At 71.6% G+C, this 22,060-nt stretch carries 23 protein-coding genes; 14 read left to right on the forward strand and 9 right to left on the reverse strand.

All coding sequences use genetic code 11. The annotated features are described in order from the left end of the window. Positions 1–7: 7 nt before the first annotated feature. From ACGH48_RS00320 to ACGH48_RS00335, 4 genes are all read left to right on the forward strand, one after another. On the forward strand, positions 8–769 hold the full coding sequence (locus tag ACGH48_RS00320; protein WP_396289760.1) for an SDR family NAD(P)-dependent oxidoreductase: 762 nt from the start codon (positions 8–10) through the stop codon (positions 767–769). A 73-nt stretch (positions 770–842) separates the two neighbouring features. Continuing rightward, positions 843–2,234 (forward strand): MFS transporter, encoded by a 1,392-nt coding sequence (locus tag ACGH48_RS00325; protein WP_222659036.1) that lies wholly within the window; start codon positions 843–845, stop codon positions 2,232–2,234. Further along, the gene (locus ACGH48_RS00330) at positions 2,231–3,946 is read left to right on the forward strand and encodes a dihydroxyacetone kinase family protein (protein ID WP_396289761.1); all 1,716 of its coding nucleotides are present in this window, start codon (positions 2,231–2,233) and stop codon (positions 3,944–3,946) included. The genes ACGH48_RS00325 and ACGH48_RS00330 overlap by 4 nt, the downstream gene beginning before the upstream one ends. Beyond that, a complete protein-coding gene (locus ACGH48_RS00335; protein ID WP_396289762.1) occupies positions 3,943–4,707 on the forward strand; it encodes a triose-phosphate isomerase family protein in 765 nt (254 codons plus the stop codon). Before ACGH48_RS00330 ends, ACGH48_RS00335 begins: the two co-directional genes overlap by 4 nt. Here the strand turns inward: ACGH48_RS00335 and ACGH48_RS00340 are convergent. The 5 genes from ACGH48_RS00340 to ACGH48_RS00360 form a co-directional block, all read right to left on the reverse strand. Further along, positions 4,704–5,378 (reverse strand): response regulator transcription factor, encoded by a 675-nt coding sequence (locus ACGH48_RS00340; protein ID WP_123292887.1) that lies wholly within the window; start codon positions 5,376–5,378, stop codon positions 4,704–4,706. The two genes, ACGH48_RS00335 and ACGH48_RS00340, sit on opposite strands and share 4 nt — an antisense overlap. Beyond that, positions 5,375–6,586: a sensor histidine kinase gene (locus tag ACGH48_RS00345; RefSeq protein ID WP_396289763.1), complete on the reverse strand. Its 1,212-nt coding sequence runs from the start codon at positions 6,584–6,586 to the stop codon at positions 5,375–5,377. Before ACGH48_RS00345 ends, ACGH48_RS00340 begins: the two co-directional genes overlap by 4 nt. Positions 6,587–6,836: 250 nt before the next feature. Continuing rightward, the gene (locus ACGH48_RS00350; protein ID WP_396289764.1) at positions 6,837–7,523 is read right to left on the reverse strand and encodes an SDR family NAD(P)-dependent oxidoreductase; all 687 of its coding nucleotides are present in this window, start codon (positions 7,521–7,523) and stop codon (positions 6,837–6,839) included. A 43-nt stretch (positions 7,524–7,566) separates the two neighbouring features. Next, on the reverse strand, positions 7,567–8,217 hold the full coding sequence (locus ACGH48_RS00355; RefSeq protein WP_260232959.1) for a helix-turn-helix domain-containing protein: 651 nt from the start codon (positions 8,215–8,217) through the stop codon (positions 7,567–7,569). After that, on the reverse strand, positions 8,214–9,731 hold the full coding sequence (locus ACGH48_RS00360; protein ID WP_396289765.1) for an APC family permease: 1,518 nt from the start codon (positions 9,729–9,731) through the stop codon (positions 8,214–8,216). The genes ACGH48_RS00355 and ACGH48_RS00360 overlap by 4 nt, the downstream gene beginning before the upstream one ends. A 208-nt stretch (positions 9,732–9,939) precedes the next feature. Between ACGH48_RS00360 and ACGH48_RS00365 the strand changes: the two genes are divergently transcribed. The 6 genes from ACGH48_RS00365 (at position 9,940) to ACGH48_RS00390 (ending at position 15,699) form a co-directional block, all read left to right on the forward strand. Next, positions 9,940–11,433: an APC family permease gene (locus ACGH48_RS00365; protein ID WP_123311171.1), complete on the forward strand. Its 1,494-nt coding sequence runs from the start codon at positions 9,940–9,942 to the stop codon at positions 11,431–11,433. An 80-nt stretch (positions 11,434–11,513) separates the two neighbouring features. Continuing rightward, positions 11,514–13,547 (forward strand): primary-amine oxidase, encoded by a 2,034-nt coding sequence (locus ACGH48_RS00370; RefSeq protein WP_396289766.1) that lies wholly within the window; start codon positions 11,514–11,516, stop codon positions 13,545–13,547. A 1-nt stretch (position 13,548) separates the two neighbouring features. Beyond that, positions 13,549–14,130: a hypothetical protein gene (locus tag ACGH48_RS00375; protein WP_396289767.1), complete on the forward strand. Its 582-nt coding sequence runs from the start codon at positions 13,549–13,551 to the stop codon at positions 14,128–14,130. Positions 14,131–14,280: 150 nt separating this feature from the next. Then, on the forward strand, positions 14,281–14,463 hold the full coding sequence (locus ACGH48_RS00380) for a hypothetical protein (protein ID WP_222659047.1): 183 nt from the start codon (positions 14,281–14,283) through the stop codon (positions 14,461–14,463). An 18-nt stretch (positions 14,464–14,481) separates the two neighbouring features. Then, positions 14,482–15,018 carry a MarR family winged helix-turn-helix transcriptional regulator gene (locus tag ACGH48_RS00385; RefSeq protein ID WP_123311164.1) on the forward strand — a complete coding sequence of 179 codons (537 nt, stop codon included), beginning with the start codon at positions 14,482–14,484 and terminating at the stop codon, positions 15,016–15,018. Positions 15,019–15,084: 66 nt separating this feature from the next. Then, on the forward strand, positions 15,085–15,699 hold the full coding sequence (locus tag ACGH48_RS00390) for a TetR/AcrR family transcriptional regulator (protein ID WP_123311162.1): 615 nt from the start codon (positions 15,085–15,087) through the stop codon (positions 15,697–15,699). Between the two features lie 103 nt (positions 15,700–15,802). Here the strand turns inward: ACGH48_RS00390 and ACGH48_RS00395 are convergent, their stop codons facing one another. The 3 genes from ACGH48_RS00395 to ACGH48_RS00405 all read right to left on the reverse strand — a co-directional run bounded on the left by ACGH48_RS00395 (position 15,803) and on the right by ACGH48_RS00405 (position 18,281). Further along, complete coding sequence (locus ACGH48_RS00395) at positions 15,803–16,906, reverse strand: Gfo/Idh/MocA family protein (RefSeq protein WP_396289768.1); 1,104 nt, start codon at positions 16,904–16,906, stop codon at positions 15,803–15,805. Continuing rightward, positions 16,903–17,703, reverse strand: coding sequence for a sugar phosphate isomerase/epimerase (locus tag ACGH48_RS00400; protein ID WP_185021267.1), 801 nt, complete (start codon positions 17,701–17,703; stop codon positions 16,903–16,905). Before ACGH48_RS00400 ends, ACGH48_RS00395 begins: the two co-directional genes overlap by 4 nt. 230 nt (positions 17,704–17,933) lie before the next feature. Beyond that, positions 17,934–18,281 (reverse strand): hypothetical protein, encoded by a 348-nt coding sequence (locus tag ACGH48_RS00405; protein ID WP_148061705.1) that lies wholly within the window; start codon positions 18,279–18,281, stop codon positions 17,934–17,936. A 172-nt stretch (positions 18,282–18,453) separates the two neighbouring features. Between ACGH48_RS00405 and ACGH48_RS00410 the strand changes: the two genes are divergently transcribed. The 3 genes from ACGH48_RS00410 (at position 18,454) to ACGH48_RS00420 (ending at position 20,967) form a co-directional block, all read left to right on the forward strand. Continuing rightward, positions 18,454–19,776: a carboxylesterase family protein gene (locus ACGH48_RS00410; RefSeq protein ID WP_396289769.1), complete on the forward strand. Its 1,323-nt coding sequence runs from the start codon at positions 18,454–18,456 to the stop codon at positions 19,774–19,776. 81 nt (positions 19,777–19,857) lie between these two features. Further along, positions 19,858–20,448 carry a TetR/AcrR family transcriptional regulator gene (locus ACGH48_RS00415; RefSeq protein ID WP_340196653.1) on the forward strand — a complete coding sequence of 197 codons (591 nt, stop codon included), beginning with the start codon at positions 19,858–19,860 and terminating at the stop codon, positions 20,446–20,448. A 78-nt stretch (positions 20,449–20,526) separates the two neighbouring features. Further along, positions 20,527–20,967 carry an NUDIX hydrolase gene (locus tag ACGH48_RS00420; RefSeq protein WP_123311152.1) on the forward strand — a complete coding sequence of 147 codons (441 nt, stop codon included), beginning with the start codon at positions 20,527–20,529 and terminating at the stop codon, positions 20,965–20,967. Positions 20,968–20,976: 9 nt separating this feature from the next. Here ACGH48_RS00420 and ACGH48_RS00425 read toward each other — a convergent pair whose 3' ends face one another. Then, positions 20,977–21,345: a VOC family protein gene (locus ACGH48_RS00425; protein WP_396289770.1), complete on the reverse strand. Its 369-nt coding sequence runs from the start codon at positions 21,343–21,345 to the stop codon at positions 20,977–20,979. Positions 21,346–21,399: 54 nt separating this feature from the next. On the opposite strand from ACGH48_RS00425, the gene ACGH48_RS00430 reads away from it, so the two are divergent. After that, a complete protein-coding gene (locus ACGH48_RS00430) occupies positions 21,400–22,038 on the forward strand; it encodes a nucleoside/nucleotide kinase family protein (protein ID WP_396289772.1) in 639 nt (212 codons plus the stop codon). The last annotated feature ends 22 nt before the right edge of the window (positions 22,039–22,060 follow it).

A 22,060-nucleotide genomic window follows, 5' to 3' on the forward strand; every position in this document is an offset into this window, starting at 1 on the left:
CACGACGATGCGCAACGAACAGCAAACCGCCGTCCTCACCGGAGCGGCATCACCGCGTGGCATCGGTCGCGCCACCGCCCACCACCTGGCGGAACAGGGCTGGGACATCGGCATCATCGACCTCGACCAGACCGCCAGCGAACAGGTCGCGACCGAGATCCGCGAGCAGCACGGCGTCCGTGCGGTCGGCGTCGGGGCGAACGTCGCCGACGAGTCCGCGGTCCGGGCGGCCTTCGACACGATCGAGGCCGAACTCCGGCCGATCACCGCGCTCGTGAACCTGGCCGGGGTCTCGTCCGCGCACGCCTACCTCGACCTGCCCGAGGGGGAGTGGCACCGGGTGCTGTCGATCAACCTCGACGGCGTGCACTTCGCCAGCCTGCGGGCAGCGGAGTCGATGGTGCAGCACGGATACGGGCGCATCGTGAACCTGTCGTCGGTGTCGGCGCAGCGCGGCGGCGGCACCTTCAGCAAGACCCCGTACACGGTGGCGAAGGCCGGTGTGATCGGGCTCACCCGCGGTCTGGCGCGCGAACTCGGCCCGCGCGGCATCACCGTCAACGCCATCGCTCCCGGTCCGATCGACACCGACATCATGGGCGGCACCCTGACCGAGGAGCGGAAGACCGAGATGGCAGCCGACGGCGTGCTGCCGCGCATCGGCACGCCGCGGGACATCGCCGCGGCGATCGCGTACCTGATCAGCGAGGACGCCGGGTTCGTCACCGGCCAGACGCTCAACGTCGACGGCGGCCTGTACATGCACTGACGGCCGTGCGCGACGGGTCCACCTCGTCCCCCTCCGCAACACCTCCGCACCGTGCTCGCAAAGGAGCGAACCCGTGTCACTACCCCCTGCCCCCGCGCTCGGGTCGACCAACGACCCCGGCCTCAAGTCCGCCATCGGCAAGGCGACGAAGCACCTCATGCCGATGCTCGTCATCCTGTACTTCGTCGCGTTCCTCGACCGCACGAACGTCGGGTTCGCCGAAGAGGCCCTGAGCGTCGACCGCGGCATCTCCGACGCGGCCTTCGCACTCGGCGCCGGCATCTTCTTCATCGGCTACGCGATCTTCGAGATCCCGTCGAACCTGCTGCTGAAGCGCTTCGGCGCCCGGTTCTGGCTCGCCCGCATCGCGGTCACGTGGGGCATCGTCGCCGCGCTGTTCGCCTTCACGACGAACGACACGATGTTCATCGTCCTGCGGTTCATCCTCGGTGTGACCGAGGCGGGGCTGTTCCCGGGCGTGATCATGTACCTGTCCGAGTGGTTCCCGAACAAGGTGCGCGTGCGCATGTTCGCGATCTTCTACCTGGCGCAGCCGTTCTCGCAGATGATCGGCGCCCCGCTGTCCGGCGGGCTGCTGAGCTTCGGCGACCAGGCGACCCCGTTCCACGGCTGGCAGGTCATGTTCTTCGGCGAGGGGATCCTCGCGGTGCTCGCCGGCATCGCGGCCCTGGTGTTCCTGACGAACAGTCCGCAGCAGGCGAAGTGGCTCGAACCGGGCGAGAAGGCGTCGCTCACCGCGGCCATGGAGCGCGAGGACACCGCCCGCAGCGCGGACGGTCCGACGGGCATCTGGAAGGCCATGGCGAGCGGCCGGGTCTGGTACTTCACGATCATCTACTTCTGCCTGCAGGTCGCCGTGTACGGCACGACGTTCTACCTGCCGCAGCAGGTGTCCTCGCTGCTCGGGCAGGACGTCGGGTGGCAGGTCGGCCTCGTGACCGCGATCCCGTGGCTCGTCGGACTCGTCGCCTGCTACCTGGTCGGGTCGAAGGCGGACTCCGTCGGTCGCCGCCGACGCTGGGGCACCATGTTCTACGTCACGACCGGGCTCTCGATCCTCGGGTCGGCGTGGGCCGGTGCGAACGGGCAACCGATCCTGGGCATCGTGTTCATCACGCTGGCGGTCGCGAGCTTCCTGGCCGTCGGCCCGATCACCTGGGCGTACCCGACGGCGTTCCTCACCGGGGCGGCCGCCGCGGCGGGCATCGGCCTGATCAACTCGCTCGGCAACCTGGGTGGGTTCGTCGCCCCGATCATGCGCACCGCGATCAACGAGGTGGTGCCGACCGACAGCGGTGCGTTCGGGATCGTCTCGCTCGGGGTCCTGGCGTTCGTCGCAGCGGTGATGATCTTCTGCACGAAGTTCTTCCGGGGGTCGAAGGCGGATGACCTCCTCGACACCTCGCATGTCCGCACCACGACGTCGAAGGAGACGAACGCGTGACCAGACTGTTCAACGACCCGGCGGACTTCGCCGACGAGGCGACCGACGGCTTCGTCGCCGCGAACGAGCGGTGGGTGCGGAAGGTCCACGGCGGCGTCGCCCGCGCCACCACCAGCCCCGACGGCACGGTCGCGGTCGTGATCGGCGGCGGCTCGGGCCACTACCCCGCGTTCGGCGGACTCGTCGGACCCGGCCTGGCCGCGGGTGCCGCGATGGGCAACCTCTTCGCCAGTCCCAGCGCCCAGCAGGTGGCCGGTGTCGCCCGGGCCGCCGAGCACGGCGGCGGGGTGCTGCTGAGCTACGGCAACTACGCCGGTGACGTCCTGAACTTCGACGCCGCGGCACGCACGCTCGAGGCCGACGGCATCCCGGTCCGCACGGTCAGGGTGACGGACGACGTCACCAGCGCCCCGGGCGACGATGCGACGAAGCGTCGCGGCATCGCGGGTGACCTCTGCGTCTTCAAGGTCGCCGGTGCCGCCGCCGAGCAGGGCCGCAGCCTCGACGAGGTCACGGCCGTCGCCGAGCGCGCCAACGACCGCACGCGGTCGTTCGGCGTCGCGTTCTCCGGGTGCTCCCTGCCCGGTGCCGACGAACCCCTGTTCACGGTGCCCGAGGGCCGGATGGCCATCGGCATGGGCATCCACGGCGAGCGGGGCATCGACGAGACGGACGTACCCACCGCGGACGGCCTGGCCGAGCTGCTGGTGGCCCGTCTGCTCGACGAAATGCCCGACGGCGTGGCGCTCGACGGAGCGAACGGGCCGCGCGTCGTCCCGATCCTGAACGGGCTGGGCAGCGTCAAGTACGAGGAGCTCTTCGTCGTCTACCGCTCGGTGCAGCAGCGGCTGGCCGACGCGGGGGTCCTCATCGTGGAGCCCGAGGTCGGCGAACTGGTCACGAGTTTCGACATGGCCGGGGTGTCCCTGACGCTGTTCTGGCTCGACGACGAACTCGAGGAACTCTGGGCCGCACCCGCGGACACCCCCGCCTACCGCAAGGGCGGTGCCGTCCCGCAGGAACGCGTCGACCCCTCCACCGTCGAAGCGGATGCCGAAGGAGTCGCCATCGGCGCAGCGAGCGACGACTCGCGCGCGGTCGGCGAGCAGGTCGCAGCCGGCTTCGCCGCCGTCCGTGCGCTCCTCGACGAGCACGCCGACGAGCTCGGACGCATCGACGCCGTCGCGGGCGACGGCGACCACGGCATCGGCATGCAGCGCGGCGCGCACGCCGCAGAGGCCGCAGCCGCGGACGCAGTAACCTCCGGCGCAGGTGTCGGTTCCGTCCTACGGATCGCGGCAGACGCGTGGTCCGACAAGGCCGGTGGGACGTCCGGTGCGATCTGGGGAGCCGCCCTGGAGGCACTGGGTCGCGTCCTCGGGGACGACGAGCGCCCGTCAGCCGCCACGGTCCAGAGCGCGGTGCACGCCGCCACCGAGGCCGTCCTCGCGTTCGGCGCGACCGTCGGCGACAAGACCATGGTGGACGCGCTCGTACCGTTCGACGAGGTGCTCCGCACCCGGGTCGACGCGGGAGCGTCGCTCACGGAAGCCTGGACGGACGCCGCCGGCGCCGCCCGCGAGGCCGCCGACGCCACCGCGTCGCTCGTGCCGAAGATGGGCCGCGCACGCACCCACGCCGAGCAGGCCGTCGGCACACCGGACCCCGGTGCGGTGTCCTTCGCGCTCATCGTGGAGACCCTCGCACCGTGATCACCATCGGGGTGTCGCTGAAGACGTACTTCTCACACGCCCGGACCCTGGAGTGGGCCGCGGCCGTCGCGGAGATCGCCCGGCGGCACCCCGCGACCCGGTCGGGAGCGGCCTCGCTGTTCGTGGCGCCGACGTTCCCGGCGCTCGTGCCCGTGCGCGACGTGCTCTCCGGGTCGGGGGTGCTCCTCGCCGCGCAGGATCTGTCGTGGGCCGACGAGGGAGCGTTCACCGGCGAGGTCTCCGGCGCCGAACTGCGGGAGATCGGGGTCGACCTGGTCGAGATCGGGCACGCCGAACGACGCTCCCTGTTCCACGAGGACGACGTGACCGTCACCGCCAAGGTGCACGCGGCGTTCCGCAACCACCTGCGCCCGCTCCTCTGCGTCGGGGAGACGACCCGAGCCTCCCGTCCGGGTGCAGCGGAAGCCGTGGCGGAGGTGACCGCGCAGCTCGACCGCGGTGTCTCGACGGCCGTCGCTGACGGACTGGGCGGGGCGCTGACCGTCGCCTACGAACCGGTGTGGGCCATCGGCGCTCCCGCGCCGGCGCCGGACGACCACATCGTGGCGGTGCTCGCGGGGATCGAGCAGCACCTCGCCACGCGGTCCGAGCTGCGCGGGAGCACCGTGTTGTACGGGGGCAGCGCCGGGCCCGGTCTGCTCACCCGGGGTGCCGGACGGATCGGCGGGCTGTTCCTCGGTCGGTTCGCGCACGACCCGGCTGCGGTCGAGGCGATCCTCGACGAGGTCGCAGCGGGCTAGGACCCGTCGCGGGTGCCCGCCAGCCCGTGGTCGTGCGCGTAGACCACGAGCTGCACGCGGTCCCGCAGCGAGAGCTTGCCGAGGATGCTCGAGATCTGGGTCTTCACGGTCGACTCGGTGACGTACTCCTTCGTCGCGATCTCGGCGTTCGAGAGCCCGCGCGACGCCCAGCCGAACACCACCCGCTCCCGCTCGGTCAGCGCCTGGAACTCGGACGGCTGCGGAGCCGGTGCCCTGGCGACGTCGGCCCCGAACAACTGCGCGAGGTCGTTCGGTGCGATGACGGAGCTGCCCTCGTGCACCGCCCGGACCGCGGCGAACAGGAACGTCGGGGTGGCGTCCTTGAGCAGGAAGCCGCTCGCGCCGAGCCGGATCGCGGTCGCGGCGGCGGGGTCGAGGCCGAACGTGGTGAGCACCACGACGCGGGGGAGCGGCCCCTCGACGGCACCGGAGAACAGCTGACGGACGGTCTCGACACCGTCCATGCCGGCCATCCGCATGTCGAGCAGCATCACGTCGGGCCGGAGCTCCCGGATGCGGTCGAGGGCCTCGGCGCCGTCGGAGGCCTCGCCCACCACGTGCATGTCGTCCTGGGCGTCGAGCACCACGCGCAGACCGGCGCGGAACAGCGCCTGGTCGTCGGTGAGCAGGATCCTGATCGGTTCGGTCATCGGACGGGTCCCCCTTGGACGTCGAACGGGATGCGGGCGCGTGCGGCGAACACGTCGTCCAGCGCGGCGGCGTCGAACGACCCGCCGAGTGCGGTGAGGCGGGTGTGCATGCCGTCGATCCCCCGGCCGGAGCCCCCGGTCGTGCCGTCGCCGACGACGTTCTCGACCTCGAGCACGACGTCGGCGCTCCGCCAGGTCTCACGGACCACGACGGGCAGACCCGGTGCGCCGTGCCGGAGTGCGTTGGTCAGCATCGCCTGCAGCACGCGTCGGGCCGCCGTACCGGTGTCCGGCCGGAGCGGGACCGGGACGCCACGCACCGTACGGTCGACGTCGACACCGGCCTCGCGGATGCCCTGCACGATCTCCTCGAGCGAGCCGGGGTCGGTCGTCTCCCCGGAGCCGTCGATGTGCCCGAGGACCTGCCGGACCTCGACCAGCGAGCTGCGGGCGGTGCTGGCGATGGTGGCACTGACCTCGCGGATGCGGGCCTCGTCGGCCAGGAACGGCACCGAGTCGGCCTGGGCGATGATCACCGCGAGCGAGTGGCCGACGACGTCGTGCACATCGCGGGCGATGTCCGCGCGGATGCGCTCGGACTCCGCGACGTCGATGGCGCGGGTGGCGGTGGCCTCGGCCTCGGTGGCGACGGCCTCGGCGCGCGACGCGGCAGCTTCGGCGTCGGCTCGACGGACGGATTCGCGGTCGCGCGACCGGAAGGCCCGGACGGCGACCCCGCCCGCCCACACCCCGAGGAGCGCGGCGACCGGTGCGGCCATCGCGAGGAACGCCTGGTCGCGGGGGCCGTTGAGCAGCACCAGGTACCGGAAGCCGGTGACGGCGAGGTAGAACGTCGCGCCGACGCCCGCGACGAGCGCGAGCACCCCGGAGAGGATGACCTCGGTCCGGGTGCCGACCACGGCCGCGGTGCCGATGACGACGAAGATGGCGAGGTCGACGAGCGACGGGCGCTCGCCGCCGCCCACCTGGATGATCCCGAGGACGACCACCATCAGCATCGCCGCCGACGGGGAGACCCGACGCAGGGCGATCGCGCCGGCGGCGGCGAGCACCGCGAAGAAGCTCGCGTGCTCGAGCTCGACCTCGATCGGCAGCAGGAAGACCAACGCCGCCAGGACCGCCCACGCCACGTCGACGACGATCGAACGGGTGGCGAGCGGCCGGATGAACGTGCGCCGGTCCGTCACGGCTCGATCATCGCATGCCGCCCGCGCCGGGCGGCGTGCACCGACGTCACGCGCCCGGGGTCATGGCGGCGAGGGCGATGACGGTGGTGGCGACGATCGCGGCACAGAGCAGCAGCGTGGCGATGGTGTGTTTCGTCGAGGACTCCATGTCACCAGACTCGCTGGACGGCGCCCCGCGGGCATCGGGCGCAGGGGCGAAGCGCTTCGTCCCTGCGGGTGAAGCGAGATGCGACCACCCGGTACTCGGGGATCAGACCACGACGGAGCCCCGCTGGCGGTGCGCGATCGAGACGGACTCGCCGGACACCGCGTTCAGCGGCGACGACAGGAAGGCGATGAGGTCGGCGATCTGCTGCGGGGTCGAGTCGCCGGGGCCTCCCGGGCGGACCTCGGTGGACGGGGTGTCCGTCACCGTGCCGGGGTTGACGACGTTCACCGTGATCCCGGTGCCCGCCACGTCGTCGGCCAGGTTCTTCGCGATGACGCTCACCGCCGTGTTCCGGAGCGACGCGGTGATGTTGCCGGAGAAGTAGGCGTTCTGCCCGCTCACCACGACCACGCGGCCGAACCCGGCCTCGCGCTGCGCGGGGAGCACGGCGTTCGCGACCCGGAGGAACCCGAGGGCCTTGCCGTCGATCGCGTCGAGGACCTGTGCGGGGTCGGACTTCCGGGCCGGGTCGAGGGTGCTCGCACTCGGTGCTGCGGTCACGACCAGGACGTCGATGCGCCCGTGCCGCTCGAGGACGGTGGCGATGCCCGCGTCCACCGAGTCCTGCGAGGCGGTGTCGATCGACACGCTGCCGTCGGAGTTCTCCGCGCTGCGGGACGCGACGACGACGGTCGCCCCCTCGGTGCGGAGGCGGTCGGCGACGGCGGCACCGATGTACCCCTTGCCTCCGACGACGAGTGCGACACGGTTCTTGAGTTCGAGGTCCACGCGCCCACGCTATGCCGGGCCCGCACCGCTGTCCGCGAGCCGGTCACCCGAGCAGCGGTTCGAGCCGCGTCACCGCCCGCCGCAGGTGCACCAGTGCGTCCCCCGGCGACGACACCCGGGCCGCGGGCGCCGACAGGGTCAGCCCGGCCACGAGTTCTCCGCGCTCCCCGCGGACGGGGAGCGCCAGGCACCCGAACCCCGCCGTGAACGCGCCGACCTGGTGCACCGGTCCGAGGCCGCCCTCGGCGTGCAACCGCCCCATCGCGCTCGACCCGGGTGTCGCCCGCAGTGCGGCCTCGTCGAGCAGGGGGAAGTCCGGGTCCACGTCGATGTCGCGCACGCCAGCGACGTCGTAGCGCGCCAGGTGCACGCCGGCGCGGACGGCGGATCGGACGTCGGCGAGCACCGACCGCACGGCACGGGGGAGCGGTGCGAGTGCCGGAGCCGCCGACACCCCGGCCAGGTCGGCGACCTTGTGGCCGAGGGCGAAGCCGCGCAGGTCGGGCAGTCGGACGAGGTACTCGTCCTCGACGAGCAGCGTGATGAGCCGGTAGGTGGTGGCCCGCGGCATCCCGAGGGCCTCCGAGATCTGCTGGGCGGTGACGCCCGGTCCCGCGTGCGCGGCGGCCTCCAGCACCGCGAGGGCGTTCTGGATCGCCTTCGGCTGCCGTGCGCGGAGTCCGGGTTCGCTCACCGCACCCCCGCCTGGTGGCCGGTTCCGGCGGACGGACGGGAGGCCCCCAGCAGGTCCGCCTCGACCGGCACGTCGTACACGGCGCGGCTCCGACCCCGTCGCCAGGGTCGTCGACGTGTGGCCACCAGGAACGCGACCACCACCGCGGCGACCGACCCGACGGCGATGGCGACGGCCGGCCAGCGGGGCGACGCCGCCTCGACCCCGAGGTAGGTGAGCAGGACGGCTGTGAGCAGGACCCCGGTCGTGACGGCGACGACCGCGACCCCCGCCGTCAGCTCGCCGATGCGCCGCAGGAACACCGGTGCCGCGAAGCACGTCAGGGCGTAGGCGGCGATGTACCCGAGGGCGGCGACGACGAGCTCGGCCTCCATCAGGGTCCAGGTCGGGATGCCGCTGGCCAGCCCCAGGACCGGCAGGACCGTGAGCACGCCGCAGGCGACCGCGCCGGCGACGAACGGCGTCCGGAAGCGCGGGGACGCCCGGCCGAGCACGCGGGGGAGCACACCCTCGCGGCCCATCGCGAACAGGACCCGCACGAGCGCCGTCGTCGAGGCGATCGCGCACGCCGCGAACGACGCCGCGATCCCGATGTCGAGCGCCCACCCGATCCACTGCATGCCGAAGGCGTTCGCCAGTTCGTTGACGGGCGAGGCGCTCGACGCGAGGTCGGCTCCCATGGCCGCGAACCCCATCTGCTGGGCCGCAGCGCTGACCACGTAGAGCGCCCCGGCGACCAGGACGGTCCACGAGATCGCGCGGGGGATCGCCTGGAACGGGCGCCGGGCCTCCACGCCGAGCACGGACGCGCTCTCGAACCCGACGAACGCGGTCACGGCGAGGGCGGTACCGACCGCGAACGACGCGGGCTGCGTCGGCCCGAGGGCGACGGCGGAGGCGTCGACCGGGTGCAGGCGCGCGACGAGCGCGACGATCAGGACCACGATGACCGCCACCGACAGCGACTCGACGAGCAGCGTCAGCCGGGTCGACAACCGGACCCCGAGCGCGATCACCGCGAAGACGGCGGCGCCCATCACCAGCACGACGACGATCGTGACCAGGGCGTCGTCGCCGGCGGCCGGGACGAAGCGGGACAGCAGGTAGTCGAGGTAGTACCCGCTGCCGGTGAGCGAGAACATCGCGATGAAGCCGTAGCCGAGCAGCAGGGCGGCGCCCGCGACGACCCCGGCGACCGGGCCGAGCCCGAGCGAGACGTAGGTGTAGAGCGAGCCGGTGCCGGCGACGCGTCGGACGAACTGGTTCACCGTGCGCCCGACCAGGAACGACAGCGCCATCGCGGCCAGGAGCGACCACGTGGCACCCTGCCCCGCGACCGTCGCGACGAGGACCGGGATGGTGGTCGCGGCGGCGGACGGTGCCACGGCGGACACCGACTGCGCGAGGACGTCGACCGGGCCGATGCTCCGCCGGGACAACCCGTCGACGGGGGAACGCGTGCCGATGCCGGGCACCCGTGGCGGGTCGGCGATGGCTCGGTCGAGCGCGGTCATGCGGCAACCGTAGGGCTGCGCCGTTGCGCCCGTGTCTCCGTGGTGTTTCGGCGGCGTCTCGCGCAAATGAGACGTCCCCGGTGAGCACGTCCCATTCGGCGGCGACAGGGCTTCACGCCGGTGGAACGGCACCGCAACGGCGGCACGGGACCGTGGTCTCACCCAGCACCACCACCTGCGTCCCACCCACCCGAACCGGAAGGCCACGATGTCCAGCATCACGAAGGACCCCGCGTCACTCGGAGCCGCACCCGCGCCGCAGCGGACCATGCGCGGCTCGCTCGGCGTCACCGCGATCGTGTTCATGGTCGTCGCGGCCGCCGCCCCGCTCACCGTCGTCGGCGGCGCCGCCCCGCTCGGCATGCTGCTCGGCAACGGCGTCGGGTTCCCGTCGCTCTACGCCGCGTCGGCCGTCGTGCTGCTGCTCTTCTCGGTGGGTCTGGCCGCGATGACCCGGCACGTGCCGCGGCCCGGCGCGTTCTTCACCTTCGTGGGGCACGGGCTCGGTCGTCCGGCCGGAGCGGGCGCCGCGACCCTGGCGCTGCTGACGTACACGACCATCCAGGTCAGCGTGCACGGCTACATCGGGTACCTGCTCGGCGTGACCGTCACCGGCCTGGGCGGACCGGACATCCCCTGGTACGTCTGGTCCCTGGTCGTCGTGGCCCTGGTCGGGATGCTCGGCTACCGGCACATCGACCTGTCGAGCAAGGTGCTCGGCGTGATGCTCGTCGGCGAGGTCGGCATCGTGCTCGTCCTGGTCGCGGCGATCGTGTTCCGCGGCGGGGCCGACGGCCTGTCCCTCGCACCGTTCGAGCCGACGCAGATCATGTCCGGCTCGCCCGGCGTCGGGCTGATGTTCGCCATCGCGGCGTTCATCGGGTTCGAGGCCACCGCGATCTTCCGCGACGAGGCGAAGGACCCGGAGCGGACCATCCCGCGTGCGACGTACACGGCCGTGATCGGCATCGGTGTCTTCTACACGCTCGCGTCGTGGGGGCTCGTGATGGCCTGGGGCCCCGACGGCATCCTCGCCGAGGTCGCGAAGGACCCGGGCTCGCTCATCCTCACCACCGCGGCGCAGTACATCGGCAGCGCCGGGGAGGCCGTGCTCAACGTGCTCCTGCTGACGAGCATGTTCGCCTGCGTCCTGTCGTTCCACAACGTCATCACCCGCTACCAGCACTCGATGGCGAACGCGTCGCTGCTGCCCGGCCGGCTCGGCGACGTGCACCGGAAGCACGCGTCCCCGCACACCTCGAGCCTGGTGCAGACCGTCACCGCCGCCGTCCTGATGGTCCTGTTCGCGGTGCTCGGCCTCGACCCGGTGCTGCAGGTGTTCAGCTGGTTCGCCGGCGTCGCCACCCTCGGCGTCGCGATCCTGATGGCCGCGACGAGCCTCGCCGTGATCGTGTACTTCCGCCGCAACCCGGGCGACCGGCGGGTGTGGAACACCGTGGTCGCACCGGTTCTCGGGTTCCTCGGCCTCGTCGCCGCCGCCGTCCTGATCTGGGTGAACTTCCCGACCCTGGTGGGTGACGTCGATGCATCGGGCGCGAGCGTCTTCGGCGTCGTGAGCATCGTGCTCACCGGCCTGGTCGTGGTCGTCCCCGTCATCGGCGTGGTGCAGGCGGTCGTGCTGCGACGCCGCAGCCGGAGCCGCTACGAGCAGATGCTCGACCGTCTCGCCACCGAGAGCTGACCCGCCGGGCGCACCACGCGCCTCCCGGCCGAACCGACCAGACCCCACGCACGACGCAACGCGCAAGGAGCACCACGCACATGACGATCACCGACCCGACCACCGCGACCACCGACGCAGCCACCACCACGCACCCGCTCGGCAGCCTGACCCCCGAGGAGTTCACCGCCGTCCGCGACCTCGTCACGGCGCAGCCGGACTGGACCGACACCACCCGCTTCGCGTACGTCGGCCTCGAGGAGCCGCACAAGCAGGAGGTCCTGGCGTGGCAGGCCGGCGACGGCCCCCTGCCGGACCGGACGGCACGCGTGATGCTGCTCGACATGGCAACCGGCCGATCCACGGACCGCGTCGTGTCGATCACCTCCGGCACGGTGCTGCGGACCGACGTGCTCGACGGATCCCGCGGCCAGTTGCCCGTCCTGATCGAGGAGTTCGACGCCGTCGGCGAGATCGCCGGCGCGGACGAGCGCTGGGTCGCCGCCCTGGCGAAGCGCGGCCTGTCCGTCGACGAGGTCAAGTGCGTGCCGCTCTCGGCCGGCTACTACGACTACCCGGAGGAGCAGGGGCGGCGCATCCTGCGCGTGCTCGCGTTCAAGCAGGACCACCCGGCCGACCACGTGTGGGCGCACCCCGTCGACGGCCTGTCGGCCTACGTCGACGCCGCGAACCGGGCCGTCACGCGGATCGTGGACGTGGCGGAGATGCCCGTACCGACGACCTCGGGCAACTTCGACGACCCCGCGATGCAGGGTGAACCGCTCGACCTCAAGCCGATCGTCATCACCCAGCCCGAGGGGCCGTCGTTCCGCGTCGACGGCGAGTTCGTCGAGTGGGCGAACTGGCGGTTCCAGGTCGGCTTCGACGCCCGCGAGGGGCTGGTGCTCCGCCAGCTGTCGTGGCAGGACGGCGAGCGGCTGCGCCCGATCGTGTACCGGGCGTCGATCGACGAGATGCTCGTGCCGTACGGCGACCCGTCGCCGGTGCGGTTCTGGCAGAACTACTTCGACACCGGCGAGTACCTGTTCGGCCGGTTCACGAACTCGCTCGAACTCGGCTGCGACTGCGTCGGTGAGATCCAGTACTTCGACGCCGTCCTGGCCGACGAGCTCGGGAACCCGCAGACCATCCGCAACGGCATCTGCATGCACGAGGAGGACTTCGGCACGCTCTGGAAGCACGGCGACATCTACACCGGTTCGCAGGAGGTCCGTCGATCCCGCCGGCTGGTGATCTCGTTCTTCACCACCGTCGGCAACTACGACTACGGCTTCTACTGGTACCTGTACCTGGACGGCACGATCGAGTGCGAGGCGAAGCTCACCGGCGTGCTCTTCACGTCGTCGTACCCGGGTCGTTCGGAGTCCGGCGCGGATTACCCGTACGCCTCCGAGGTGGCCCCCGGCCTCGGTGCCCCGTACCACCAGCACCTGTTCTCGGCGCGACTCGACATGATGGTCGACGGACTGTCGAACGCGGTGGACGAGGTCGACGCGGTCCGGGTGCCGGTCGGAACGGGCAACGAGCACGGCAACGCGTTCACGAAGTCGGTGACCCGCATCGCGTCGGAGTCGACGTCCGGCCGTCTCGCCGATGCCTCGAAGGCCCGCACGTGGTTCGTCTCGAACACCGAGGAGCGCAACCACCTCGACCGCCCCACCGGATACGTGCTGTACCCGCAGGACGCCCCGGTGCTGCTCGCCGACGACTCGTCGTCGGTGGCCGCACGCGCCGAGTTCGCACGCAAGCACCTGTACGTCACGCAGTACGACCCGGCGGAGCGCTTCGCGGCCGGTGACTTCGTGCACCAGAACCCCGGCGGTGATGGAGTGGCCCGGTACGTGCAGGGGGACCGGTCGCTCGACGGCGAGGACATCGTGCTCTGGCACACCTTCGGTCCGACGCACTTCCCGCGACCCGAGGACTGGCCCGTCATGCCGGTCGACTACGCCAAGTTGACGCTCAAGCCGTACGGATTCTTCCCGCGGAACCCGGCCCTCAACGTACCGGCGGCCATCGGGGCCACCGCGGCGTCGCACTGCTCGCACCACGCGTCCGGTGGCGTCGAGGCGGCGCACGACGCCGTCGAGCACGACCACGGGCACGGACACTGACGTGACCGACCTGCTCGGGCTCGCCGCGATCGTGCCGGCGTCCGCCGGAGCCTGCTGCACGGTCGGGGCGTGGCGCCCCGGCCGTGCGGTCGACGTGGTGGCAGCGGTCGTGATGGTGGCCGCGATGGTGGACGGGGCCTTCGCGCCCCGAGTCCTGCCCGGCGTGCTCTGGTTCGTGGTCCTCGCGCTGCTCGCCGTGGTGGTCGCCATGGTGCACCGGGTGCAGAGCGCGTCCGGTGCGGACGGGAGGCCCGGGTCGGCTCCGGTGGTCCGGGTCGCGTCGGCGCACGGTCGGTTCGGGCGGTTGCACGCCGCGCTCGGGCTGCTGGTGATGGGCGCGCTGGGGGTCGGCATGGCGCACGACCCCGGCATGACCGGCATGACGGGTGCCGGCATGCACGGACACGGTGGCGCGGTCGCCGTGACGTGGCAGGTCGTCCTCGGCGGCCTGACCACCGGCTACCTGCTGCTCACCGCCCACATGGTGCGGGACGGCCTCCGGCGTCGCGCTCGGGCACTCCCCGTCGTCGAGACGCTCGCCATGGGCATCGCGGTGGCGGTCATGGCCGCAGCGATGCTCTGACGCTGCCGGCGGTCGGCTGCACGCACGATGCGAACGATTCGGCGCGCGAAACGTACATTTTCCGAATCGTTCGTTGCGGAGAACGTTCACGTTGTGAAACAGTTCTCACGTCCGCAGGGGACGAACGGCCGCAGAAGGGCGGGATCAGACATGCACAGCACGTACTCCGGGATGCCTCGGGCGGCACGGATCGGTGGCAGCCACACCCGCATCGGTCTGACCGACCCCGCCGTCATCGACGCCTACGTCGAGCGCCGCATCGAGGACCCGTCGCTGCTCGCCGCGCGCGCCGAGCCGGCGTACGCCGACTTCTTCACCGTCCCCGCCGCGTAGCAAGGAGCGCATGATCGCATGCCGTTGACCGTCGTCCGTCGAGAGCACGTCCACCTCTACGCCCGCGAGCCCCGATCCGAGGCCGCGAAGACCGCCGTCGACGCACTGCTGCGCCTGCAGCACGCCGAGGAGCAGCAGGTCGAGTCGGCGCGCATCGAGAGCGGCCTGAGCAAGAACGAGTCGCTGGCGATCCGGTACATGCTGCAAGCGCACCGGGACGGCCGGACCATGGGGCCGAAGGACCTCGCCGTCATGCTGACGGTGTCGAACGCCTCGGTCACGAAGCTCGTCGACTCGCTGGTCGACAAGGGACTCCTCGTCCGCACCGCCCACCCGACCGATCGGCGAGCGCAGGTCCTCGAACCCACCGACCTCGCCGCCGAGAAGATCGACGCCTCGTACGCCCGTTTCCACGAAGCCGTGGTCGAGGTCCTCGACAACCTGTCCGACGCGGACAACGCCGTCCTCGCGGAGTCGCTGACGAAGATCAGCGACGCGCTCGCCGAGGGGCTGCCCGTGCCGGTGGACGAGTACACGGTCGACGACCGGGGCTGACGCGACCCGGCCACGGGCCTCCAGTCCTGGGGTGGTGCTAAAACCTTCCAGCGGTAAGTTGGGTGCATGACGCACCCTGCCGACGACGACGCGGCCCCGCCGCGACGCGGCGGGTACCGCAAGGGTGCCGAGCGCCGGACCCAGATCCTCGACGAGATGATCCGGATGGTCGCGGAACAGGGTGTCGACGCGTCGTCGCTGCGATCGGTGGCCGAGGCCCTCGGGATCACCCACGCCGCGCTGCGCCACTACTTCCCGAGCCGCGACGAACTGCTGCTCGCCGTCTACCGCGAGCACGAGGTGCGCGAGCAGGGTGCGCCCGACCGCTTGAAGTCGGCGATCGGGGACATGCGCGACAGTGCCTCGCGCAACCGCGCGGTGCCAGGGCTCGTGCAGCTGTACACGACGCTCGCGGCCGACGCCGTGCAGGAGGGGCACCCGGCGACCCGCGACTTCATGCGGGAACGGTTCACGCGGCTCCGGGCCGACCTCGCTGCGTTGATCGAGGCGGACCAAGCCGCGGGGCGGATCCGCGCCGACCTGGACCCGGTCGACCTCGCGTCGCTCAGCATCGCGGCGTCCGACGGGCTGCAGGTGCAGTGGCTGCTCGACCCCGAGGCCGTCGACGGTGAGAAGGTGCTGCGGTTGCTCGAGCAGATCGTGCCCGCGCCGCCGGAGTGAGCGATGCGCGCGCTTCGTGCGCGCGTTTCGTGAGCAGAAATGGTCGGGTCCCGTACGGGTACCCGACCATTTCTGCTCACCAAGTGGTGCGCGTGGTGCGCGCCTAGGCCGTCAGGACCGCGGCCGCGGGGTCGAAGTCCTCGGGCAGTGGCGGGATGGCGTCCACGGTCGACGTGATGTCGACGGCCGACCCCGACGCGGCGGCGTCCCGGATGCCGAGCAGGACGTCGAGGACGTGCAGCGCGACCGCGCCCGAGGCTCGCTCGGGACGGTCCTCGGCGATGGCGCGGGCGAGCTCGACGACACCGGTGCCGCGACCCCACGTGGAGCCGACCGCCTCGAGCGTCTCGGGCTCGTCCTGCCCGTAACGCCACAGCTGGGACGAACCCTCGAACGTGTTCGGGTCCGGCAGCGAGATCGTGCCGAGCGTGCCGTTGATCTCGACGAAGCCCATGCGGGGCAGCGCGTGCTGGAACGAGAACGTCGACTGGGCGGACTGCCCACCGGCGAACTCGATCAGCGCGGCGTGGTGCGTGGGGACCTCGACCGGGAACGTCTCGCCGGCACGGGGTCCGGACGCGATCGTGCGACGGTCGAGCGACTTCGATGACACGGCCTGCACGCGCGATGCGGTGCCGAACGCGTGCACGAGCGTGGTCACGTAGTACGGACCCATGTCGAACAGCGGACCGGCACCCTGGGCGAACAGGAAGTCCGGGTTCGGGTGCCACGCCTCCGGGCCGGGGACGTGGAACAGCGTGGTGGCGGAGAGCGGCTCGCCGATGTCGCCACGGGCGATGGCACGCAGGGCCGTCTGGATGCCCGCTCCCAGCACGGTGTCCGGTGCCGTCGCGACGCGCAGGCCCTTCGTCTTCGCGGACTCGAGAACCGCTGCCGCCGACGCGTGGTCGGTCGCGATCGGCTTCTCGCTCCACACGTGCTTGCCGGCGTCGATGATCTGCTGGTCGACCTCGGCGTGGGCCGCCGGGATCGTCAGGTTGATCACGATGCTGATGTCGTCGCGGGCGAGGAGCTCCTCGACCGAACCCGAAGCGGCCACGCCGTAGTCGGCGGCCTGTGCGGCCGCGCGGTCGAGCAGCACGTCGGCGACGAAGCGGACCTCGACGTCGGCGAACTTGGTCAGGTTCTCCAGGTACTGCGTGGAGATGTTGCCGGCACCGATGATGCCGAGACCGACACGGCTCACTTGTCGTTGTCCTTCAGCCACGCGAGCGACTCGGTGATGCCCTCGAAGACGTCGCCCGAGTAGGCGTCGAACTCGACGACGCGGATGGCCTGCGGCGCCGCGGCGAGGATGCCGGACACGTTGACGTCGCCCTGACCGGCGGGGGTCTGGTTCTCGAACGCGCGCTGGAGCGCCTCGGGCACGACGAGCGCGCTCTCGGACGAGGGCAGCGCGGTGAGGATGTCACCGTCGACCTTGCCGTCCTTGACGTGGATGGCGACGACGCGGTCGCCGAGCGCCTTCAGGACGGCGGGGGCGTCGGCGCCGCCGACGGTGGCCCAGAAGGTGTCGAGCTCGAGCACCGTCTCCGGGCTGATCTGCGACACGAAGTGGTCGTAGACCGTGCGGCCGTCGACCTTGTTCGTGAACTCCCACTGGTGGTTGTGGTACCCGAACTTCAGGCCGCGCGAGGCTGCCTCGGCGGTCAGGACGTTGACGCGCTCGGCGATCTTCGCGACGTCGTCGGCGGTCTGCCAGCGGTCGGTCGGGATGAACGGGTCGATGACCGTCTGGATGCCGAGGCGCTCCGCGGCGTCCCAGATCGGGGCGGTGTCCTCGGCGTCGATCACGGCGACGTGGCCGGACGGCGCCTTGAGGCCGGTCGCGGCGAAGGCGCGCTCGAGGTCAGCGGCACGCTCGACGAACGCGTAGGGCTCGACGTTCTCGTACCCGATCTCGGCGACGCGGGCGATGGCCTTGTCGAGGTCTTCGGCGATGGCGTCTCGCAGCGAGTACAGCTGCACAGAAGTGGTGGGCATTGCAGAGGCTCCTTCGGTCCTGTCTGGGTGTCGCGACAACCAGGTGTCGCAGTCCGTCGAGGAGCGATGCTCCGCGGCGAGATCGATGACGACGCTACCCCAAAAACCACCCGGTGTGTAGTTTTGCGGCGGCCGGTGACACGGCCCCCGGGCGGAACGACCGAGCCCGCGACGTCGTCGTGGACGTCACGGGCTCGGCCATCGCGCAGGATCCCTGCGGGATCAGCGGGTCACTTGCCGGTGCAGGTGTGGCTCGTCGACCCGGCCGAGATCCACTGCTGACGACCCACGTCCAACGTGTACATCTCGCCGCGGTAGCTCCAGCGGTACTTGCCGGACGAGATCTTCTTCCGGTCGTTCTTGTAGAACCAGGTGTTCATGGTCAGGCCCGTGGTCTTGATCTGGACCGCCTTGCGGTTGCTGCAGTCGGGCATGAGGCCGATGGGCCCGGCGTGCGCCGGTTCCGCCGTGGCCGTCATGCCGATCCCCGCGATCAGTGCAGCACCCAGCATCAGTGCGACTCGCCGAGTGGACGTCGTCCCTCGACCCTTCTTCGTCATCGTTCCTGCGTCGGACACGAAAACCCCCCTCGAGTTGTTATTCGATACCGCTTCACCCTTTCGTCCGCGCCGAGCCGTGTCAAGGGCTCGCACGTGCACGTCGTGGCCGCGTCCGCCGCGCCCGGTTCGTCGGGTCCGGTCGCGGAACCGACCCGCGATCGGGTCAGCGACCCTCGGTAGCGTGGACGCCATGCTCGACGCGACCCCAGCCCCCTTCGACACCCCGGCCGGACGCATCATCGGCACCGTCGACGGCGACGTGATCCGCGTGCTCGGGATCCCGTACGCACGGGCCGACCGGTTCGCGCCCCCGGAGCCGATGCCGCCCTTCGCCAGCGAGCTGCACGCGTCGACACCGTCACCGGTGGCCCCGCAGCCGCATGCGCAGTTCGTCGACCAGCTGCTGGGCGAGGTCGAGGACATCACCGTCGACGAGCACTGCCAGCGCCTGTCGATCACCCTGCCGGCCGACGTCGCACCCGACGAGCGTCTGCCCGTGATGGTCTGGATCCACGGCGGCTCGTACGTCATCGGCGGCGGCGACCTGCCGATCTACGACGCCCGTGACCTCGTGACCGAGCAGCGCGTGATCGTGGTATCGGTGACCTTCCGGCTCGGGGTGCTCGGGTTCCTGGGCGACGGGAACGCGATCCCGGCGAACCTCGGCCTGCTCGACCTGATCGAGTCGCTCCGCTGGGTGCGGGCGAACATCGCCGCGTTCGGTGGCGACCCCGACCTGGTGACCGTGTTCGGGCAGTCCGCCGGCGGTGACGCAGCTGCTCACCTGATGATCAGCGAGGGCGCTGCCGGCCTGTTCCGCCGCGCGATCATCCAGAGCGCACCGCTCGGGTTGTCCCGCCGCCGATCCCGGATGAACCGCGCGATGATCCGGGCCGTCGGCACCGTGCACGCCGACACCCCGCTCGACGACCTGCTCGAACGACAGGCCCTCGGCACCCGGGCGGCCGCACCGTACGGTCTCGCGGGCGGGATGCCGTTCGGCACCCAGTACGGCTTCGCCCCGTTGCCCGCCGAACGCGACCTCGATGCGGCCTGGAGCCGGGTCGCACCGGACGTCGACGTCCTGATCGGTTCCGCGACGGACGAGACCGGCATGTACGTGCCGCTGGTCCGCGGTCTGTCGCGGGTCGCTCGGTCGAGGATCCTGCGCCCGGCACTCCGTTGGTGGGTGGTCCGTCCGCTCTCCGACGTCATCTACAGCCGCGACGTCCGACGCTTCACCGCGCGGCACCGTCGAGCCGGTGGGCGAGCGACGTCCTACCGGCTCGTCCGCGGCGTGACGACCGCGCCGACCGGTGCCGTGCACATGAGCGACCTGCCGCTGCTGCTCGGCGGCCGCGAGGCCTGGGCCGGCACCCGCTTCGTGCCCGAGCACGACTGGCCCGAGGTCGAGCGGCGCGGCCGGGCCTTCCGTGCGATCTGGGCGGAGTTCGCCCGGACCGGCGTCGTGCGGGCTCCGGACAACGAGACACTGACGTTCGACCGGTACTGACGTTCGACCGGCACTGATCCGGGCTCGCGCCCCCTGAACTGGCGGTCGCGCGGTGTTCCACCTGCCCGGACAATCGTCTGCATGCCCACGCCCGACGCCGAGCTCCGTGCACGCATCGTGTCCGGTGCGATCGAGGCGTACCGCACGACGGACTTCCACCGGGTCGGTCCGGACGAGGTCGCCGAGCACACCGGTGTCCCGGTCGCCGAGGTCAGCCGCGCGTTCCCGATGTGGGAACTGCTCGTCGTCGCGGTCATCGACCGGTGGAACAACGGCAGCCGACTCGCGCTGTGGCCGGTCGCCGAACGGGAGGGTGCCGTCGCGTACCTGCGTGCCCGGCTCGAGGCCGGCATCACGGACCCGGCCCTCGTCCGGCTCCGGATCGCCGTACTCAGCGCCGCGTCGAACCCCGATCACCCCGCAGCCGGGTGGTTCCGCACCCAGTACACCCGCGCGTTCGAGGACCTCACCCTCGCCCTGGTCCGCGACGTCGTCGCTGCGCGCGAACCGCGCGGCACCTCGCCCCGGCACGCCGCCGAGCAGCTCCTGGCGCTGTACGAGGGGCTGCAGCTGCAGGCGATGATCCGCGACGGCGCCGAGCCGCTGAGCGGCTTCGACCGCGCCGTCGCCCGGATGCGCGTCGGTTGGACGGCAGCGCGCGTCGACGCCTGACGACGTGGCCCGGGAGCACGGACGGGAGGCACGGCGCGGCTTGCGTGCGTCGGCGCGCCCACCTGGCATGGTCGGCCCATGGAGTACACCGACTACGACACCCGGCTCGCCGCGTACGGCGTGATCACGGATGGTGACCGGGTGCTCCTGGCGAAGCTGCGTTTCCCCGAGGCCGGCACGTGGACGCTGCCGGGCGGAGGCGTCGAGTTCGACGAGACCGTCGAGCAGGCAGTCGTGCGCGAGGTCCGCGAGGAGACCGGGTACGAGTCCGAGGTCGGCGCCCTGCTGGGTGTCCGGCACCACGTCGTCCCCGCCGAGCGTCGGATCCACGCCAACGGGCGCCCGATGAAGGCCGTGCAGGTCGTGTTCCGCGCGACGGTCGTCGGCGGTGCACTGCGCGACGAGGTCGACGGATCGACGGACGAGTCGCGGTGGCTGCCCATCGCCGAGCTCCCGCACCACCGGCACGGGCTGCTCGTACCCGTCGCGCTGGCGTGGGCGGGCGCGCTCACCCGCTGACGTGGTCCGTCACTCGGCGACGACGCTGAGGACGTTGCCCGACGGGTCCGTGAACCAGGCGATGAGCGGCCCGCCCCCGCGGTTCACGCCCTTCTCGTCGGTCATCCCCTCGTAGTGCAGGAACGCGACGCCCTTCGCGGTGAGCTCGTCCACCGCGGCGTCGACGTCCGGCACCGGGAAGTTCAGCACCGTGAAGGCGGCCGGTTCGTGGGCAGGGCCCTTCGGGTAGACGAGGACGCCGTGGCCGTCGCCGAGCTGCAGGAAGAGCATGCCGTGGTCCTCGGTGACCTCGACCCCCAGGACGTCCTCGTAGAACGCCTTCGCCTCGGGGACATCGCGCACCGAGAACCCGCTGAACGCCTTCGTCGCATCGACCATGCGGCCAGTGAACCACCGCGGTCCGGTGTCGGCGCGCTCTGCCAGGATGGGGCCGTGAGCCACCAGGACAGCAGCGTCGACGAAGCCGTCGAGCGTGCGGTCGAGCTGGCCGCGGCGGGGCAGCGGACGGTGCTCGGCATCGCGGGTGCTCCCGGTTCGGGCAAGTCGACCCTGGCCCGACGCGTGGTCGCCGCAGTCGACGAGCGACTCGGGGCCGGCACGGCGGTCCAGGTGCCGATGGACGGCTTCCACCTGTCGAACGCCGCGCTCGACGCCCTCGGCCGACACGGTCGCAAGGGGGCCGTCGACACCTTCGACGCCGACGGCTACGTCGCCCTGGTCCGACGACTCGTCGCTGCCGACACCACGGTCTGGGCGCCGGACTTCGACCGTCGCATCGACGAGCCCGTCGCTGGCAGCATCGCCGTCGCGCCGACCACGCGGCTCGTGGTCTCCGAGGGGAACTACCTGCTCGACGACACCGAACCGTGGGCAGCGCTCGGCGACCTGTTCACCGAGACCTGGTTCTGCGTCGTCGACGACGGCGTGCGGGTCGACCGCCTGGTCGGTCGCCACATGCGCCACGGACGCGACCACGACACCGCGCGCGCGTGGGCGGTGGAGGTCGACGGCGTGAACGCGGCGAGGGTCGCACCCACGGTGATCCGTGCCTCCAGGACGGTGCGGACGTGACCAGCAGACCGACGCGACACCG

Source organism: Curtobacterium pomorum (genome assembly GCF_044497295.1).
Lineage (GTDB): Bacteria > Actinomycetota > Actinomycetes > Actinomycetales > Microbacteriaceae > Curtobacterium.

Coding starts and splice junctions, on each gene's coding strand:
- ACGH48_RS00320 (WP_396289760.1), top strand. CDS start 8: ATGCGCAACGAACAGCAAACCGCCGTCCTCACCGGAGCGGCATCACCG.
- ACGH48_RS00340 (WP_123292887.1), bottom strand. CDS start 5,378: ATGACCGAACCGATCAGGATCCTGCTCACCGACGACCAGGCGCTGTTC.
- ACGH48_RS00360 (WP_396289765.1), bottom strand. CDS start 9,731: ATGACCGCGCTCGACCGAGCCATCGCCGACCCGCCACGGGTGCCCGGC.
- ACGH48_RS00365 (WP_123311171.1), top strand. CDS start 9,940: ATGTCCAGCATCACGAAGGACCCCGCGTCACTCGGAGCCGCACCCGCG.
- ACGH48_RS00370 (WP_396289766.1), top strand. CDS start 11,514: ATGACGATCACCGACCCGACCACCGCGACCACCGACGCAGCCACCACC.
- ACGH48_RS00380 (WP_222659047.1), top strand. CDS start 14,281: ATGCACAGCACGTACTCCGGGATGCCTCGGGCGGCACGGATCGGTGGC.
- ACGH48_RS00385 (WP_123311164.1), top strand. CDS start 14,482: ATGCCGTTGACCGTCGTCCGTCGAGAGCACGTCCACCTCTACGCCCGC.
- ACGH48_RS00390 (WP_123311162.1), top strand. CDS start 15,085: ATGACGCACCCTGCCGACGACGACGCGGCCCCGCCGCGACGCGGCGGG.
- ACGH48_RS00400 (WP_185021267.1), bottom strand. CDS start 17,703: ATGCCCACCACTTCTGTGCAGCTGTACTCGCTGCGAGACGCCATCGCC.
- ACGH48_RS00410 (WP_396289769.1), top strand. CDS start 18,454: ATGCTCGACGCGACCCCAGCCCCCTTCGACACCCCGGCCGGACGCATC.
- ACGH48_RS00415 (WP_340196653.1), top strand. CDS start 19,858: ATGCCCACGCCCGACGCCGAGCTCCGTGCACGCATCGTGTCCGGTGCG.
- ACGH48_RS00420 (WP_123311152.1), top strand. CDS start 20,527: ATGGAGTACACCGACTACGACACCCGGCTCGCCGCGTACGGCGTGATC.
- ACGH48_RS00425 (WP_396289770.1), bottom strand. CDS start 21,345: ATGGTCGATGCGACGAAGGCGTTCAGCGGGTTCTCGGTGCGCGATGTC.